The organism is Szabonella alba (assembly GCF_016765775.1).
Classification (GTDB): Bacteria; Pseudomonadota; Alphaproteobacteria; order Rhodobacterales; family Rhodobacteraceae; genus Szabonella; species Szabonella alba.
On record NZ_JAESVN010000017.1, the window covers coordinates 1 to 16,038 of the forward strand.

Annotated in this window: 14 protein-coding genes and 2 pseudogenes; 10 read left to right on the forward strand and 6 right to left on the reverse strand. The window is 60.7% G+C overall.

The annotated features are described in order from the left end of the window. The first annotated feature begins 144 nt into the window (after positions 1-144). From JL811_RS18895 to JL811_RS18905, 3 genes are all read left to right on the forward strand, one after another. Entirely contained in the window at positions 145-402 is a 258-nt protein-coding gene (locus JL811_RS18895) for a Rossmann-fold NAD(P)-binding domain-containing protein (RefSeq protein ID WP_237685075.1), read from the forward strand. Positions 403-830: 428 nt separating this feature from the next. Further along, entirely contained in the window at positions 831-2,207 is a 1,377-nt protein-coding gene (locus JL811_RS18900) for a hemolysin family protein (RefSeq protein ID WP_202690270.1), read from the forward strand. Next, entirely contained in the window at positions 2,204-3,250 is a 1,047-nt protein-coding gene (locus JL811_RS18905) for a CNNM domain-containing protein (protein WP_202690271.1), read from the forward strand. The genes JL811_RS18900 and JL811_RS18905 overlap by 4 nt, the downstream gene beginning before the upstream one ends. A gap of 414 nt (positions 3,251-3,664) precedes the next feature. Here JL811_RS18905 and JL811_RS20070 read toward each other — a convergent pair whose 3' ends face one another. Beyond that, entirely contained in the window at positions 3,665-4,120 is a 456-nt protein-coding gene (locus JL811_RS20070) for a hypothetical protein (protein ID WP_237685076.1), read from the reverse strand. A gap of 204 nt (positions 4,121-4,324) precedes the next feature. On the opposite strand from JL811_RS20070, the gene rsgA reads away from it, so the two are divergent. After that, a complete protein-coding gene (rsgA, locus tag JL811_RS18915; RefSeq protein WP_202690272.1) occupies positions 4,325-5,401 on the forward strand; it encodes a ribosome small subunit-dependent GTPase A in 1,077 nt (358 codons plus the stop codon). A gap of 219 nt (positions 5,402-5,620) precedes the next feature. On the opposite strand, the gene JL811_RS18920 is transcribed toward rsgA, so the two are convergent. From JL811_RS18920 to JL811_RS20075, 3 genes and pseudogenes are all read right to left on the reverse strand, one after another. Next, positions 5,621-5,965: a helix-turn-helix transcriptional regulator gene (locus JL811_RS18920; RefSeq protein ID WP_202690273.1), complete on the reverse strand. Its 345-nt coding sequence runs from the start codon at positions 5,963-5,965 to the stop codon at positions 5,621-5,623. An 11-nt stretch (positions 5,966-5,976) separates the two neighbouring features. Then, positions 5,977-6,228, reverse strand: a complete 252-nt coding sequence (locus tag JL811_RS18925; protein WP_202690274.1) for a type II toxin-antitoxin system RelE family toxin — start codon at positions 6,226-6,228, stop codon at positions 5,977-5,979. 93 nt (positions 6,229-6,321) lie between these two features. Next, positions 6,322-6,432 (reverse strand): annotated as a pseudogene (locus JL811_RS20075) (integrase); the annotation flags it as partial. 450 nt (positions 6,433-6,882) lie between these two features. Here JL811_RS20075 and JL811_RS18930 point away from each other — a divergent pair. After that, positions 6,883-7,827 (forward strand): extracellular catalytic domain type 1 short-chain-length polyhydroxyalkanoate depolymerase, encoded by a 945-nt coding sequence (locus tag JL811_RS18930; protein WP_202690275.1) that lies wholly within the window; start codon positions 6,883-6,885, stop codon positions 7,825-7,827. A gap of 454 nt (positions 7,828-8,281) precedes the next feature. Here the strand turns inward: JL811_RS18930 and JL811_RS18935 are convergent, their stop codons facing one another. Further along, entirely contained in the window at positions 8,282-8,674 is a 393-nt protein-coding gene (locus JL811_RS18935) for a DUF3775 domain-containing protein (RefSeq protein WP_202690276.1), read from the reverse strand. A gap of 175 nt (positions 8,675-8,849) precedes the next feature. On the opposite strand from JL811_RS18935, the pseudogene JL811_RS18940 reads away from it, so the two are divergent. The 4 genes and pseudogenes from JL811_RS18940 to JL811_RS18955 all read left to right on the forward strand — a co-directional run. Continuing rightward, positions 8,850-9,187, forward strand: a pseudogene (locus JL811_RS18940) (ATP-binding protein); the annotation flags it as partial. A 537-nt stretch (positions 9,188-9,724) separates the two neighbouring features. Continuing rightward, positions 9,725-12,190 (forward strand): PAS domain S-box protein, encoded by a 2,466-nt coding sequence (locus JL811_RS18945; protein ID WP_202690277.1) that lies wholly within the window; start codon positions 9,725-9,727, stop codon positions 12,188-12,190. Between the two features lies 1 nt (position 12,191). Next, complete coding sequence (locus tag JL811_RS18950) at positions 12,192-12,572, forward strand: response regulator (RefSeq protein ID WP_202690278.1); 381 nt, start codon at positions 12,192-12,194, stop codon at positions 12,570-12,572. Beyond that, positions 12,569-14,644, forward strand: coding sequence for a hybrid sensor histidine kinase/response regulator (locus tag JL811_RS18955; protein WP_202690279.1), 2,076 nt, complete (start codon positions 12,569-12,571; stop codon positions 14,642-14,644). Before JL811_RS18950 ends, JL811_RS18955 begins: the two co-directional genes overlap by 4 nt. 224 nt (positions 14,645-14,868) lie before the next feature. Here JL811_RS18955 and JL811_RS18960 read toward each other — a convergent pair whose 3' ends face one another. Further along, the gene (locus JL811_RS18960) at positions 14,869-15,294 is read right to left on the reverse strand and encodes an organic hydroperoxide resistance protein (protein ID WP_202690280.1); all 426 of its coding nucleotides are present in this window, start codon (positions 15,292-15,294) and stop codon (positions 14,869-14,871) included. A gap of 116 nt (positions 15,295-15,410) precedes the next feature. Here JL811_RS18960 and JL811_RS18965 point away from each other — a divergent pair, with 116 nt between their 5' ends. Beyond that, positions 15,411-15,893, forward strand: a complete 483-nt coding sequence (locus JL811_RS18965; protein WP_202690281.1) for a MarR family winged helix-turn-helix transcriptional regulator — start codon at positions 15,411-15,413, stop codon at positions 15,891-15,893. Positions 15,894-16,038 lie beyond the last annotated feature (145 nt).

Below are 16,038 nucleotides of genomic sequence, written 5' to 3' on the forward strand. Positions count from 1 at the left end.
CCACACGAGCCTTGAAGCCCGCGTCATGGTTCCTGCGTTTCCTCATGTCCTGATCTCCTCGTTCTTGGAGATCAGCAGACGTCAGATCGTAGCTTCCGTCACTGTCCGATTTTCGGGGAGTAGCTCAAACTGAGCGCATTTGGTGTGCAGGCAAAGCTGGTCGAGCCGGGCTATGCACCCACCACCCGTTTTGCGGTCAACACCGACACTCCGGTGACGGACCTGATCCCTGAAGCTTATACCGACTATGCCGGGCCAATCTTTGCCGCCTTTGCCAATCCACCCCAGACGACACACGAAAGCGATGTGGCAGAGGCGGTGTGGCTGGCGGCCACAGATGGATCAGACCGGTTGCACTATCCGGCAGGGGCTGACGCCGTGGCACTCGCAGAGGCCGCGTGACCGGAGTTGTGCCGAGCTTGGGTCATCCTAAGCTCGGCATACCGCTACTCCGCGTCTCGGCGAAAGACCTTCTTTCCCGAAACGTCCTTGGCCTTCTAATTTGCGCCGGGCCGACTTGCCGCAGCATGACCGAAGGACAGCCTTGATGGAGTGGTCACGGGGCTGTGCGACGTGATGGGCGGAAAGCTGACTTGCGGCGGTGCGGCTTGTCGGTCGCAGGAACTTCGAGGAACAGACATTCACGCAAGGCAACGTAAGACCCCTCGCTGACCACTTCGACGCCGGTCAGATAATTGGGCGAGGGATTGACAGAGTGGCATGGACACCACATCTGAGAGTCATTCTCAACAAAACAGGCGATCTTCCTCAGTGGACAACCATCAAAGATTCGTTTTCCGAAAACTTTCCTCATTGTCGTTTGTGCTCTGATGATTGAAGCAACTCTCTTCCTGCTGATCGGCATTCTTGTCATCCTCGCGATCATTGCGGCAAATGGCTATTTCGTCGCCCAGGAGTTTGCCTACATGTCGGTCGACCGCACCCGGCTGGCGGCGCGGGCCGCCGAAGGCGATGTGGCAGCCAAGCGCGCGCTTGCGGTGACCAAGCGCACCAGTTTCATGCTGTCAGGGGCTCAACTCGGCATCACGGTTACAGGCCTGTTGGTCGGCTTTGTGGCTCAGCCGATGGTCGGCAACTCCTTGGGAACCTTGCTGGGGGTGACGGGCGTGCCGACAGAGGTGGGTGTTGCCGTCGGCACAATACTGGCGCTGGTGGCCGCCACGATCATCCAGATGATCTTTGGCGAGCTTTACCCCAAGAACCTTGCCATCGCGAACCCCGAACCGCTGGCGCGCGGCCTTGCGCGGTCGACGCTGATCTACCTGACTGTCTTCGGTTGGCTAATCGGGTTTTTCGACAAATCCGCGAACCTGCTGCTGCGGGCGCTGCGGATCGAGCCGGTGCATGATCTTGATGTCAGCGCCTCGGCGGACGACCTGCCGCGCATCATCGCCGACAGCCGCGACAGTGGTGACCTGCCGGTGGAACTGTCGCTGATGATGGACCGCATCCTCGATTTCCCGAAGCAGGATGTCGAGCATGCCATGGTGCCGCGATCGCAGGTCGACTGGGTCAGTCCCGACACGACGCTGGACGAGCTGCGCGACCTGATGGCGCGCGCCCACACTCGCTATCCGGTGATTGACGACGACGACACTCCAGTGGGTGTGGTGCATCTGGCTGATGTGCTGGAACGTCTGGTGTCCGGGCGCGCCGATGAGCCGGTGTCTGCCGTGATGCGACCGGCAACCGTGATGCCCACCCTGATGCTGCTGCCCGATGCCCTTGCCCATCTGACCAAGTCTGACAACCAGCTTGCCTGTGTGATCGACGAATACGGCGGCTTTGCCGGGGTGCTGACGATCGAGGATCTGGCGATGGAAATCGTCGGCGAGATCACCGACGAACATGACGCGGATACCGGCTTTTCGCTTGTCCCCGACGGCGACAATATCTGGATCATGGACGGCGACGTGCACCTTGACGAGGTGCAGCGGGCCATCGGCTATGACCTGCCGCGCGGCGATGTCGAGACTGTCGCGGGCCTGCTGATTGCCGAACTCGGCGCCCTGCCGTCCGAAGGCGATACGGTGACCGTCGACCTGCCGATTGACCCGGCAGAGCTGGTGTCTGATCAACCGATGCGACGCAGGCTGGAGGTGGATGTGTTGCGTGTCGAGCGCCACATTCCGACCGAGCTGCGCGTGCGGCTGGTCGAAATTGCAATGATAGAGGATGACCAATGAGCGGCGCGTTGACTGTAATCCTGATCACCGCCCTCCTGATTGCCCTGAGCGCGTTTTTCGTGATCATCGAATTTGCCTTGCTTGGCGCACGGCGGCACCGGCTCGAAGAGCTTGCGCCGCGCAGCGACTCGGCCCGCGCGGCGTTGCGCGGGATGAACGACCTGACATTGATGCTGGCTGGGGCGCAATTGGGCATAACGGTCTGCACCTTTGCGTTGGGGGCGGTCACCAAACCTGCCGTTGATGCCTGGCTTGGCCCGGTGCTCCTGACCTGGGGTCTGCCGTTCTGGGTGGCGGGTGCCACCGCGTTCGGTCTGTCGCTGTTCGTGGTCACCTTCCTGCATCTGGTTGTGGGGGAAATGGCCCCGAAGTCCTGGGCCATTGCGCACCCTGAAACGTCTGCGCTCGCCATCGGGGTGATTTCGCGCGCCTATATCTGGCCGCTCAGGCCGCTTTTGGGGTGGGTGAACGGGCTTGCGAACCGTCTTGTGCGCGCATCGGGCGTGGAGCCTGTCGAAAGTGCGGCTGTCGGCGGACGCGATATCGCGACCATCCGCCAGCTTGTGGAACATTCGGCCAAGGTTGGCACGTTGGAACCGGAAATGCAGCAACAGCTGTCTGGCTTCATCGACCTTGGCACCATGCCGGTCATCGCACTGGTCGTGACCGATGTGGCACCGACACAGGTCTTGCCGCAGGCAACGGCTGCTGATGTGCGCGCGGCGGGCCTGCAGTCCGGGCACATGCGTATTCTGATGTCGGCCGAGGGCGATGGACCACCGTCAGTCGTGCATGTGCGCGATACGTTGCTGTTGCCCGACACCCAGCCCGCAGCCGATATCGCCCGGCGCGCCTTTGTCCTTGATGCCCAGACCCCGGTCTATGAGGCCCTTGCGCGCATGCGCGAATCTAGCGTGCAGATTGCCATCGTGATGCACAATGATGCGGTATGCGGCATCATCACGCTTGCCGACATCCTAAAGCGGGTGCTGCCCGCCGGGATTGCTGCACAAAAGGCGGTGGCCGCAACTCAGGCCGCGTGACACAGACGGCCGGGCCGGACGTGTGAGATAGTGCCCGGATCACAACCAAGCCCAACCCGGCGCGAACACTGCAGCGCCGGGCGGGTTAACCGCTACATGCCACGATGGGGGCTAAAGATATTGATGCCTCGGCTTCGCTATGTCGCGCGTTACAACTCACCAGGCGTGCGTTCCGTCCCGCGTCGGCAAGATTGACCTGACAATCTCGCTGCGGCAAGCACGAATGGCTGGTCTGGGGAAGCCGCACTGCGGCTCCGCTGCTCTTCTGACCGGCCGTAATAGGCCGGGTGTAGCTTCGCCCACAGTAATCGCGACAGCTTTCTGGTTACCCGGAGCTGAGGAACATTGCTGCGAAGATTTGCTCTGGAGCCAAGCGCATCTGACTGTAAGCGGTCTCTGGGCAGCACGGGCAGGTTAGCTTGACGGCCTGAAGTTCCAGGGCAGCAGGTCATCGATGCGGCTTTGCGGGTGGCCGCTGGCAATGGCTGCGAGGGTTGGCGATGACCTCGGCAAGGCGATCCCGTTTTGCCTCATCATTTGCAACAATTCGCGCGGCCTTTGTGCGGAAGGCCGTTTCGGTGGCGATATAGGCGTCAAGTGCCGGAAGGGATTTCCGGGCGGCTTCTTCAATTTGAGATGGCCGCAAGCATAAAGCGATTTCAGAACCCTTGCCCCTATGGGCGAGGTCAACGCTACACGGGCGTCATGAAAGGTCAGCTCTTTGTCTTCCGCTGACAGCTGTGTTGACAGTGGCCGCCCCTCCAGAACCGCCCGGCGCAGCATCGCAAGCGTCGGCGTGCGATGGATATTCGGAATCAGATCGATCACCGAAAGTGCAGGTTTCATCAGCGCCTGGATATCCCAAAGCATAATCTGCGCTCCCTTGTCATCGCAAGGCGTAGGTGTAGCGCGTTCAGGCGGAGTGCGTCCACCCGGGCAGGCGTCCCAGCCTGTGCGGGTCCTGAGCGCTTCTGACCAGGTAAACTGATGCAAACGTCTGACAGAGCCGGGTCGGGCGAAAAAATCATGCCTCGCCCGTGATGGCCGGCCTTGCATTGATCCCGGTCGACAGACATGCATGAGGATGTGAAACATGTCTCCGATCAGACCCTGCCCGCCCTGACCGATTCCGTCCTGACCGGTCCTGCATTGACCGCTCTGGGCTGGTCTGCCTTCTTTGCTGACCAGATCGGCGAGGATGACACCGGGCTGGTGCCCATGCGGGTTGCGACCGTTCATCGCGCCAGAATGGTGGCGCAATCCCTATCCGGCCCGGTCCGGCTTGTCCTGCCACCCCGCGCCAATACTGCGGATTATGCGGTTGGTGACTGGATCTTGGCGGAGCCGGCAACCGCGGTGCTGGTGCGCAGGCTTGAGCGGCGAACCTTGCTGCAACGGCGCGGCGAAGGCGGCGGCGCACCGCAACTGATCGCCGCGAATGTCGATACACTGTTTATCGTCACCTCCTGCAATGACGATTTCAGCCCGGCCCGGCTGGAACGCTATCTTGCGGTCGCCAATGAGGCCGGAACCACTCCGGTCATCGTGCTGACCAAAGCCGATCAGGTCGCGGATCCGGGCGCATTTCGCGATCAGGCCGCGACCTTGCAGCGCGGCGTACAGGCGGTCTGGCTGGATGCAACATCGTCTGATGCGGCCATGGTGCTCGCCCCTTGGCTTGGGGTTGGGCAGACGGTGGCCCTGGTCGGATCGTCGGGGGTAGGAAAGTCGTCTTTGCTGAACACGCTTGCCGAAAAGTCCGGCGATGACGCGCAGCTGACGGGCAGTGTCCGCGAAGATGATGCCAAGGGGCGGCACACCACGACCTCACGCTCGCTGCATGCGATTGCGGGCGGGGCGATGGTGATCGATACGCCCGGCGTGCGGTCATTACATGTCAGCGATCTGACAACCGGGCTGGATCAGCTGTTTGCCGAGATAGCAGAGCTCAGCCCCGAATGCCGCTTCCGCGACTGCACCCACGGCCATGAGCCGGGCTGTGCAGTACGCGCCGCCGTCAGCGCCGGAACACTCGACCCCGCCCGTCTGGAACGCTGGCGTAAACTACATGAAGAGAACCTCTCGAATACCCCGGTTCTGACTGGCCCACGAGGCAACAAAACCGCACGGCCAGGCAGAAGACGGCGCTGAGAAGCGCTCCGACAGGCATAGATCCCGCCTCAGCCCAAAAACAAAGAATATGAAATCTGTCCTGACACTTGCCTCATGACCTGTCAGCGAAAAAGTGCGACGAACATCCGAAACGGCTCATCGTCCGATCTCCTTTGCTTCGGTATCGGACGAGCGTCAGCTATGGCAAGTGCGGCTAGCCTGCATAGATTATAGCCGAACGGCGGCTATGGGCCGCGACTACTCAGCCAGATCGTCCAACGTGACGTCGAGCGCGACCGCCAAGGCGCGTAAGCTCGCGACCGAGCCCTGTTTGCGGCCGGTCTCGATTTCGGCCACGGTGACGCGGTTGACCCCGGCCCTCTCGGCCAGCGTGGCTTGGGTCAGGCCGCGCAGGTCCCTGTAGACGCGCAGCGGGCTTTCCCCGTCCAGCAGCCGGTTCGCATAGTCGGAGGGGATCAGTTCATCCGCCCCTGCCGCCAAGGCCGCCTTTGCACGATCGTAGCTTTGGAGATCGGCGAGGTTCTCAGCCGCCGCCCGGAGGCGATCATATTCCTCGCGTGGGATCGTCACCATCTCGTTCATGTCATTCCCTTTCAATCATAGACGCCGCCGCGTGGGCCGATATCAAGAACCGCCAGGACATTGCCCTGTTCATCCATGATCACGCGCCAGTCCCCGACACGCAGCCGGCTCCCCTCTCGCCCTTTGAGAGACCTCACGTTGTTGACCTGTGAGGCCGGGTCCGTCGCGTAGGCTTCGATTTTGGACCGGATCAACGTGGCCGTGTTGGCGGGCAGTCGGCGCAAAGCCCGGATCGCGGCCGTCGTGTAGCTGATCTGCTTCATGATGTAGCTTTAAGCTACGCGGCCTATTGTGTCAAGCCCAATGCCACCCTGGGCGACAAGCGCGGCCAGCTCGCACCGGCCGCGTTTGCCTAAGAGGTCGATCCCCTCCAAGAGTGACAAGGCATCCTCGATGTCGACACCTAGGTACCGCACCGTGCTGTCCATCTTCGTATGCCCCAGCAGCAGCTGGACCGCCCGCAGGTTGACGGCTGCACGATCCGGCAGAAGCGAACAGTCGCCACGCTCATCGATAACGATGGCAGTGGGTAAGGCGCTTCATGTTCGTGAAATCATGGTGGTTGTGGCCAAGAAGAATCGGTCGAAAGCGAAGCGATGTTTGATCGGTTTTTTTATGCGGGACGGGGAAGGGCTGGACGGCAACGTCCGGCAGGTGCCCGGCTGCGCGCGGAAGGTCCTGCATTTTATTGGTGCCCGGAACTAACCTGCATCTGTGCAAGCGGACCAGGAAACCTGCAGGGTGCAGCCCAATCACCGAGACGCTTGGCGTATCCGTCTGTTGGATATCATCCGCTCCGGGTGGCAAAGGTCTCTTCGTGTCCACCCTGAACCGTGGGCAGTCATATCGCGCCCGTCCCGAAAATTCGGGTCCGCGCCTCTCACGTGGCCAGAACCGGCTCATGTACAGGGATTCTTATGTCAGCAACTTCAACTACCGCCAATCGCCTCTTCGTGATGGAAAAGTTCGGGACTGACCCCGGGTCGCTGAGCGCAGAGGTTTATATTCCGGAGAACTTCCCTAAGAACGGCCCTCTTGTCGTCGTGCTGCATGGCAGCACCCAGTCTGCAGAGAGCTACGATACCGGATCAGGCTGGTCTGCTCTCGCCGAAGAATTTGGGGTAGCGCTCCTGTTCCCGGGGCAAAAGAAGGCCAACAACGCCATCGGCAGCTTCAACTGGTTCAAGCGGAGCGACAGCCACCGCGGCGGTGGCGAGCCGCTTTCTATTCGGCAGATGATCACACAGGTCGTTGACGATCACGCCATCGACCCCTCGCAGGTCTTCATCACGGGGATGTCCTCGGGTGGTGCCATGACTTCAGTGATGCTGGCGACCTATCCGGAAGTTTTCGCGGGAGGTGCGATCATCGCAGGACTGCCCTACCGCAGCGCGAACACCCTGATGCAGGCAATGTTTCGCATGAATGGATATGGGGGACCCTCTGATCGCAGGCTCAACGCGCTTGTGCGCGGAGCCTCTCATTTCACGGGTCCATGGCCGACGATCTCGGTCTGGCATGGTGACAGCGATACAACCGTCGACAAGTCCAACGCCAGCGGGATCGTCCGACAGTGGCAGAAGATCCACAAGGTCGAAGGCCCCCCGACACGCGTCGAGATGGTTGACGGCTTCCCTAGGGAAGTCTGGTGCGACCCCGACGGGCGGGAGGTGATCGAGTATTACATCATCGAGGAGATGGGCCACGGCACGCCGATCAGTGCCGAGGGCGACGAGGGTCTGGGAGAAGAAGGCAAGTACATGCTGGAGGTTGGCATTTCCTCCACCCGCCACATCGCGGATTTCTGGGGTTTGACGCGGTTAGGTGCAGAACACCTAGCCGAACCGATCACGGCCGCGTAGATCGGCTCGTTTGCTAACCGGTGGCGCCGCCTCTGGCCGGAACCTTCAGCGCGCGTCCCCAGATCCGGCGCATCGTTGACCTGATAACAGTCCAGTTTGGCGCAAAGGAGGTTCTCGTGGCCTTTAATCCCGCATTTCCCCATCGCGATGATCATGCCTGACCTGGAGCGCCTTATCGGGGCGATCGGGACCATCGCACACAAAACTCCGGCATCGACGCCTTGGCGCCGATGGCAACCAGCGAAGCGACAAGCCCCATCACGAGCAGGACGTTAGTGTCCGGCAGTAATGCCAGGCGGACATTGGCCCAACTGAACATGGCCGTCTGAAACGAGAGTATCGCGAAAGTCCCAAATTATGACATCGCGGTCACCGCTGCGAGCTGTTGGAAAGGACCATCTGCGTTTGGCAGACGGCGTCGAAAGTCACTTGACCAACGGCATCCGCCCGCCCATCAGTCGACACCATATTCCAGCATCTTTTCCAGACCTTCGGTCAGATACTCTCCCACCATTGGCTTGCCCAGAAGATAACGGCTCACCAGCCCCTCATGCTGTTGTCGCGCGAGGGCCTTGGTCTGTTCCCAAGCTGCCGGTTCCGCATCGCCGCGGCCGATCCAGAACAGCGCTACGAGCGCGTCCTGCTGTTCGTCGTTCATGCTTTCGATTTCTTGGGTGATCTCGTCCCGGATCAGATCGTCATCAGTTTCCTGCAGGGTCGCAGTCACCTGGTCGTCCGTGGCATTCCCGCCAAGGTCCGAGATATCGGTCCCTTCCTTCGCCATAACGGCGTTGAACCGCAGTACCAGTTCTTCGATCCGGGTAGCGTTAAGGGGCAGCGCGGCCATAGGTATCTCCTGTTCGTTGCGCTCTCAGGATAGCACTTGGTCGTGGCGTGGCACTGATGTCGATCATGACGCCTTGCGCGCCTTCGCTCTGGCAGCGCTTGCGACGCAGGCGGAACCGACCGGTGGGCGAAGCGCTGTGTCAGGCCGGCTGTTGACTTTCACCCAGAACTGAGCCGGTTATCTGCCGTTCAGCGCATCAGGCGGCGCCTTGCTGTTCCATCTGCTGGGCAAGCTCTACGAGCGCACGAGCGTCGTGATCACCACCAACCTCAGCTTCAGCGAATGGGCAACCGTCTTTGGCGACGCAAAGATGACCACCGCCTTGCTCGACCGTCTCACCCACCGCTGTCCCTAGCCATTGGGCTCGAACCAATGGCGCCTCAATGGCTCGACCTTGAAACCGGAAGCGACAGCTTCGGATTCAAGGCAAGCTCAGCTGCCGCAGCCCGGGAAAAGAAGGGGGCAAACCCACCCTTGACCACCCTTGACCCAGCCATGAACCAAAATCCATAATCAGAGGTGGCTCACTTCTCGGTGAAAAACCCGGCTCAGTTCTGGGTGAAAATCAACAGTGGGTGCATCACCGTCAGGAAATCTATCGCACTTTTTGTCGTTTTGACATGGAGCTGGGGAACAGGTCGCTCGAGTGAAGCGTGAGGGTCGTTCGGCTGGAAATCCTTCAGAGAGTTCTGATTTTGATTAATATTTGAATTGAAAATTAAAATTTCCATTCAAATTGCAGCTTTGCTTGCACAGCTGCAGCGGCTTTACAGGGTGTAAAAATCTGACACCGGATTTTAGCCACCATTCACCAGCCAAGCCATGCAGTGTTTCCATGAAGTGATCCACACCCGACATTCACGCAACACATGACAAAATCGGGTGGTTGAGATCACTCCATACCTCATCTGTGGCGGACGCCAAGCGGTTTTCTCCATAGTTTTCCGCAGTTTCAGGAATTTTCCGGTCATGCTTGATAGTTCTTTGTCGGGTTCAACTTAGCTGCTAGATTACTTAAAGTTGTTCAGGATGCGGAGACAGGTCACCTTCATGCACGACCTCTCGGGCGCAATGCTGGAGGCGATAATGGCTTCGGCCAGCGATGCCATTTTCAGCCATGATTGTGCTGGCCGCATCACCCGCTGGGGCAAGGGCGCGGAACGGCTGTTTGGCTATGCCCCTGATGAAATGATCGGTCAGCCACTTCTGCGGCTCATTCCCGAAGCGCAGCGCGCGGATGAGGCTGGAAACATGGACCGGCTTCGTCGCGGTATGGCGACGCCTGCCTTCGACACCCGCCGAATTGCCCGAAAGGGCAGTTCAGTCGAGACCACCGTGTCGATCACGCCGATTCTTGGTCCTGACGGGCAGGTGCTTGGTGGATTGCGCATCGTGCGGGATATCGGTGCCGTCAATCAACAGCGCAGGGAGCTGGAACGGCTGAACCAGCTCTACAGCGCGCTTCGCGCGATCAACCAGACCATCGCGCGAAGCCTGTCCCCGCAGCAGCTTTTCGATGAGGTCAGCCGCATTCTGGTGCAGGAAGGCGGCTTTCGCACCGCCCTGATCGGCATCCACGATCCCGGCACCCGGCAGATCGTGCCGATGGCCTGCGACGGCAATGCGACAGAGATCTTGCGGGAGTCGAAGATCTATTCGGATGACCGTATCGAAGGGCAGGGGCCGGGGGGCCGTGCCTTCCGGTCGGGCAAACCGGTGATCTGCAACGACACCGAAACAGACCCCAGCACGCAGCACCTGCGGCAGATGGTGGCGCGACTGGGCTTGCTGTCCTGGGCGGTTTTTCCGATCTTCTGTCTGGGCGAGACCGTCGGCCTTCTGATCGTCTATTCGGACAGAAAGGACTATTTTCAGGAACCCGAAATCTCGCTTCTGCGCGACGCGGCGGCCGATGTGTCCTTCGGCCTTGATCTCCTGGCGCGGGAACAGGCCCGCAATCGCGCCGAGGCGCTGGTCCGATCCGAACAGGCCTTTGGTGAGGCCATGATCAATACATTGCCCGGCATTGTCTATTTTTATGACATGTCGGGCAGGTTTATCCGCTGGAACCGTAATTTTGAGACGGTATCAGAATATTCCAGCGCCGAAATCGCGACAATGCACCCGCTGGATTTTTTTCCCGAAGAGGAGCGGCCGCTATTGGCCACACGGATCAATGAGGTTTTTTCCAGTGGTGAGGCGGCGGTCGAGGCGCATTTCAAGTCAAAATCCGGCTTGCTCATTCCGCATTACTTCACGGGCCGCAGGGTCGAGATGGGGGGGCATGATTACCTGATCGGGGTTGGTATCGACATCACTGACCGTGTCCGCGCCGAAGAGGCATCCCGCCTCAGCGAACAGCGTTACCGGGCGCTGTTCGAACATGCGCCGGATGGTATCCTCATCGGCACGGCCGAGGGTTTCATCGACGCGAACCAGAGCATGTGCCGAATGCTGGGCCTCCGGCGCGACGAGATCATCGGAAGACGGGCCTCGGACTTCGTGGCCGAAGATGAACGCTCACGGCTCACCGCTGCCTTCAGGGAATTCGCGGAGCGCCCCCGCTATCACCACCAATGGATGCTGCGCCGCGCCGATAACAGCGTCTTTCCGGCCGATGTGATCGCCGAACAACTGCCGGACGGAAACGTCATGGCCATGGCCCGGGATGTCAGTGAACGCGAGGCCGCCGCGGACACCCTGCGCGACCTGAACCGGACACTTGAACAGCGGGTCGAGACGCGAACCCGCGATCTGGCCGAAGCGCTGTCGCGGGCGGAACGGGCCGACAAGGTCAAGTCGGCCTTCCTTGCGAATATGTCGCATGAACTTCGCACGCCACTGAACTCGATCATAGGGTTCACCGGGATCATCCTTCAGGGGCTCGCGGGGCCGCTGAACGACGAACAGCGCAAACAGCTTGGAATGGTGCGCAACAGTGCGCGCCACCTGCTGGACCTGATCAATGATGTGCTGGATATCTCAAAGATCGAGGCCGGTCAGTTATCTGTCCGCCACGAGGCTTTCGACATTGCGGCCAGCATTGACCACGCAATCGAACAGATACGCCCGATGGCCGAGCGCAAGGGGCTTTCGCTGACGATCGACGCGGCCAAGGCGCCCGCCATTCTGGTCGCGGATCGCCGGCGGGTCGAACAGATCCTGCTCAACCTGCTGTCCAATGCGGTGAAGTTCACAACTGAGGGGGCGGTGATCCTGAAGGTCGCGACAAGCCCGGACTTTCGCGGCAAAGACGGCTTGGGGCCACCCCGGCCAGCCGTGCGCTTTGATGTAACCGACACCGGCATCGGCATCGGTCTGGCGGATCTCGAAACGCTGTTTCAGCCGTTCAGGCAGTTGGACAGCGGCCTGACGCGCCAGCACGAAGGCACCGGGCTGGGGCTCGCGATCTGCCGGCGGCTTGCACGGCTGATGGATGGTGAGGTTTCGGCCATCAGTGCCCCCGGCAAGGGCAGCACCTTTACGGCGATAATCCCTCTCGAACAGGCACCCTGACATGCAGCCCACAACCATTCTGATCGAGGATAATGAACAGAACCGCTATCTGGCGACCTTTCTGCTGGAGGGGCGCGGATTCAAGGTGATCGCGGCGGTTGACGGGATCAGCGGCATCGAACTGGCCCGTACGACGCGTGCAGATGTGATCCTGCTCGACATCCAGTTGCCCCGCATGAACGGTCATGATGTCGCGCGCGCGCTTCGCGGCATCCCGGACCTGAATTCAGTGCCGATTGTTGCCGTCACCTCCTATGCCATGGTCGGGGACCGCGAAGCGGTTCTGGCTGCGGGCTGCAACGGCTACATCGAAAAGCCGATCAACCCCGAGACATTCGTCGATGAGGTCCTTGCCCATATCAAGGGGGTTGGCACAGCATGACACGGATCCTGATCGTCGATGACAAGGAGGAGAACCGGTACTTCCTTGAGGTGCTGCTGAAGGGGCATGGTTTCATTCCTGTGACGGCCCGGCACGGAGCCGAGGCGCTGGCGATTGCGCGCAATGATCCGCCCGATCTGGTAATCTCCGACCTGCTGATGCCGGTCATGGACGGCTATACCCTACTGCGGCACTGGCGCAGTGATGCCCGCCTCGGCGAGAAGCCATTCATCGTCTATACGGCAACCTATACCGAACCGGAGGATGAGAGGCTGGCCCTCGATCTGGGCGCGGATGCCTTCATCCTCAAGCCCGCAGATCCCGAGGAGTTTCTTGTTCAGGTCAACAAGGTGCTTTCAACGCGCGGCAAAGGGCCGCGCCGGATGCAGGAGAAAGTGCCGAACCCTGAATCGCACGAAACCTTCAAAGCCTATAGCGATACCCTGATCCGCAAACTTGAAGAGAAATCCCTGCAACTGGAAGAGGCGAACCGTTCGCTGCAGGCGGATATCGAAAAGCATCTGCGCACCGAAGAAGCCTTGCGCCGCAGCGAAGCCGAGTTCCGCGTGCTTGCCGATGCAATGCCACAGATCGTGTGGGTCAGTGACAGCGCGGGGGGGGTGACAAGCTTCAATCGTCTATGGTCACAGTATACCGGCCTCGATCAGGATGCGGGCCTGAAGAACCGCTGGGCGAACCTGCTGCCTCCCGAATACCGCGCTGCAGAGCTGGAAAAATGGGCGATCGCAATCGGCACGGGCAGCACCTATGTCAGCGAAATCGAGCTTCGCCGCCACGATGGGGAATTCCGATGGTGGCTGGCCCGCGCACTTCCGGTTCCGGGAACCGATGGCCACCCCGAAAAATGGATCGGCACCTTTACCGATATCCATGATCTCAAGGTCACGCAGGAAAGCCTCCGGCGAAGCCAGAGGCTTGAGGTGGTGGGCCAACTGACCGGCGGCATCGCCCATGATTTCAACAACATCCTGCAGATCATTCTGGTGAATGTCGAAAACCTTGAGGACAGTGAGAAACTTCCGCCCGGGCTGAAATCGGTCATCGCGGGCATCGGCCATGCGGTGGATCGCGCAGCCGACCTGATCCGCCGTCTGATGGCCTTTTCCCGCCGTCAGTCCCTGCGCCCCGAGGTCACGGACGTCAATGACCTGATCCGCAATACCGGCAAGCTGCTTCGGCTTGCTCTTGGTGACGAGATCGAGCTTGTGGAAACGCTTTCTCCCACGCTTTCAAAGGTCAGTATCGACCGCAGCCAGCTTGAGGCCGCGCTTGTGAATCTATGCGTGAATGCGCGCGATGCGATGCCAACCGGCGGAGTGCTGACGGTCGATACCCGGAACGTCACGCTGGACAGCCCGCTGGCGGCGCAGTTTCCCGAAACGGCAGAAGGGGACTATGTGCAGATCGTGGTCACCGATACCGGAATGGGCATCGCGCCTGAACATCTGGATATGGTTTTCGAACCCTTCTTCACGACGAAGGAAGAGGGAAAAGGCACTGGGCTGGGCCTCAGCATGGTTTACGGCTTCATGAAGCAGTCGAAAGGACATGTCACGATTGACAGCCGGAAGGGGCATGGCACGACCGTCACGCTTTTCCTTCCCAGTATCCTGGATGAGCCAGCCCCCGCTGCGGTGCCGCAGGAGCAGAGCGTTGAGGTGCGGACAGGGCATGTGCTGCTGGTCGAGGACAATCCCGATGTGCGCACAAGCGTCCGGCGTCAACTGGAGCGTATCGGCTTTCGCGTCAGCGAGGCCGAGTCAGCCTCTGATGCGCTGATCGCCTGCGCCCTGCAGGAGCCGCCTTTCGACTTGCTTTTGTCCGATATCGCCATGCCCGGCGACTCCAACGGCCGGGTACTGGTCGAGGAGGTCGGGCAGCGCTGGCCCGGTATGGCGAGGGTTCTGATGTCGGGCAACCTTCGGGATGACGCAGGCGAAGCCGCATTGCCGCAGGGGGATGTTCTGCTGCTGCCAAAACCCTTTCGCCTGCGTGACCTGAGCCGTATCCTGCAGGAGGCCATGAACACCCAGCCCGCAAAAGAACCCTGACCGGAAGGCAGAAGGCAGCGGATTGGGCCCCCGCCAGAATCACAACCCGGAAACGCAACCAAGAAACGCGACGCCATGTCACAAAGGTGTGGCCCGCGAATAGCGGCATCAGCGCAGGCCGGACCTGTGAGGATTCCGCGCTTTGATGAACCCGACAGGACGGGATTTGCTCCGGGGCAACACCCTGCTGCAATCTGCGCAGAGCGCGGCCCCGGAGGCATGGTTCAGACCAGTGTCAGGCCGACATCCACATTGTTGCGGGTGGCGTTGGAATAGGGGCAGGTCTGATGTGCCGCCTCGACCAGTTTCTGCGCGTCCTCGGGCGCCAGACCCGGCAGGTTGATCGCAAGATCGGCGGTAATGCCAAATCCGCCTTCGCTGCGCGGTCCGATCCCTACGGTGGCGGTGATCGTGGCATCGGCGGGGATTTTCAGCTTGTGCTGCGGCGCCACGGCCTTGAGCGCGCCCAGAAAGCAGGCGGCATAGCCCGCCGCGAAAAGCTGTTCGGGATTGGTGCCGGGACCGCCTGCGCCGCCCAGTTCCTTTGGGGTGGCCAAGGCAACCTCAAGGCGGGCGTCTTCGCTGCGGGCCTGACCTTCACGGCCACCGGTTGCGGTGGCTTGGGTGCGGTAGAGAACCTGAACGGACATGGTGTTTCCTTTATTTTTGAGGTAATTATTATCGCGATATGTATTCACTAGTCAGTGTCGCGTCGCTTGTCCAGCTTTTTGTTGTCGCGATAATGAGTTTCGTGATAGGTAAGGCCATGGACCGTATTCTGACCCTTGAAGACCAGCTGTGTTTCTCGCTTTACGCGACATCCATGGCGATCAACCGCCTGTACAAGCCGCTTCTGGACGGGATGGGCATCACCTATCCGCAATATCTGGTGCTGAATGTCCTGTGGGAGAAGGATGCCCGCAGCATCAGCGCAATCGCCACCCGGCTGGATCTGGAGCCAAGCACGATCACCCCGCTGGTCAAGCGTCTGGAGGCGGCCGGTCTGGTGCGCCGGGCCCGGCGGCTGGATGATGAGCGGGGCGTTCTGGTGACGCTGACCCCGCGCGGGCTGGCCCTGCGCGGCGAAAGCCGCTGTCTGGGCGAGGCGCTGTTTGCGCAGGCGGGCATGTCGGCGGAACGGATCATGGCCCTGAACCGTGAGGTGCAGCAATTGCATCAGGCCCTGACCGATGGCAAGGGCGCCACGCGCGCAGGGCAGGGGCGTGATGCCGATCCCGGGGCACCATAGCCGGGCGTCGGTGCCGGCCGCATTCCCGATCCCCCAGGGGACACTCAGCTCCGCATCGTCCTGAATCACGATGGCTCTGGCGGCCTCGCTTCAATCGTTCATCCGCCCCCGGCCCCTGCCGCGGCTTTCATAGGCGCGAGGCCGC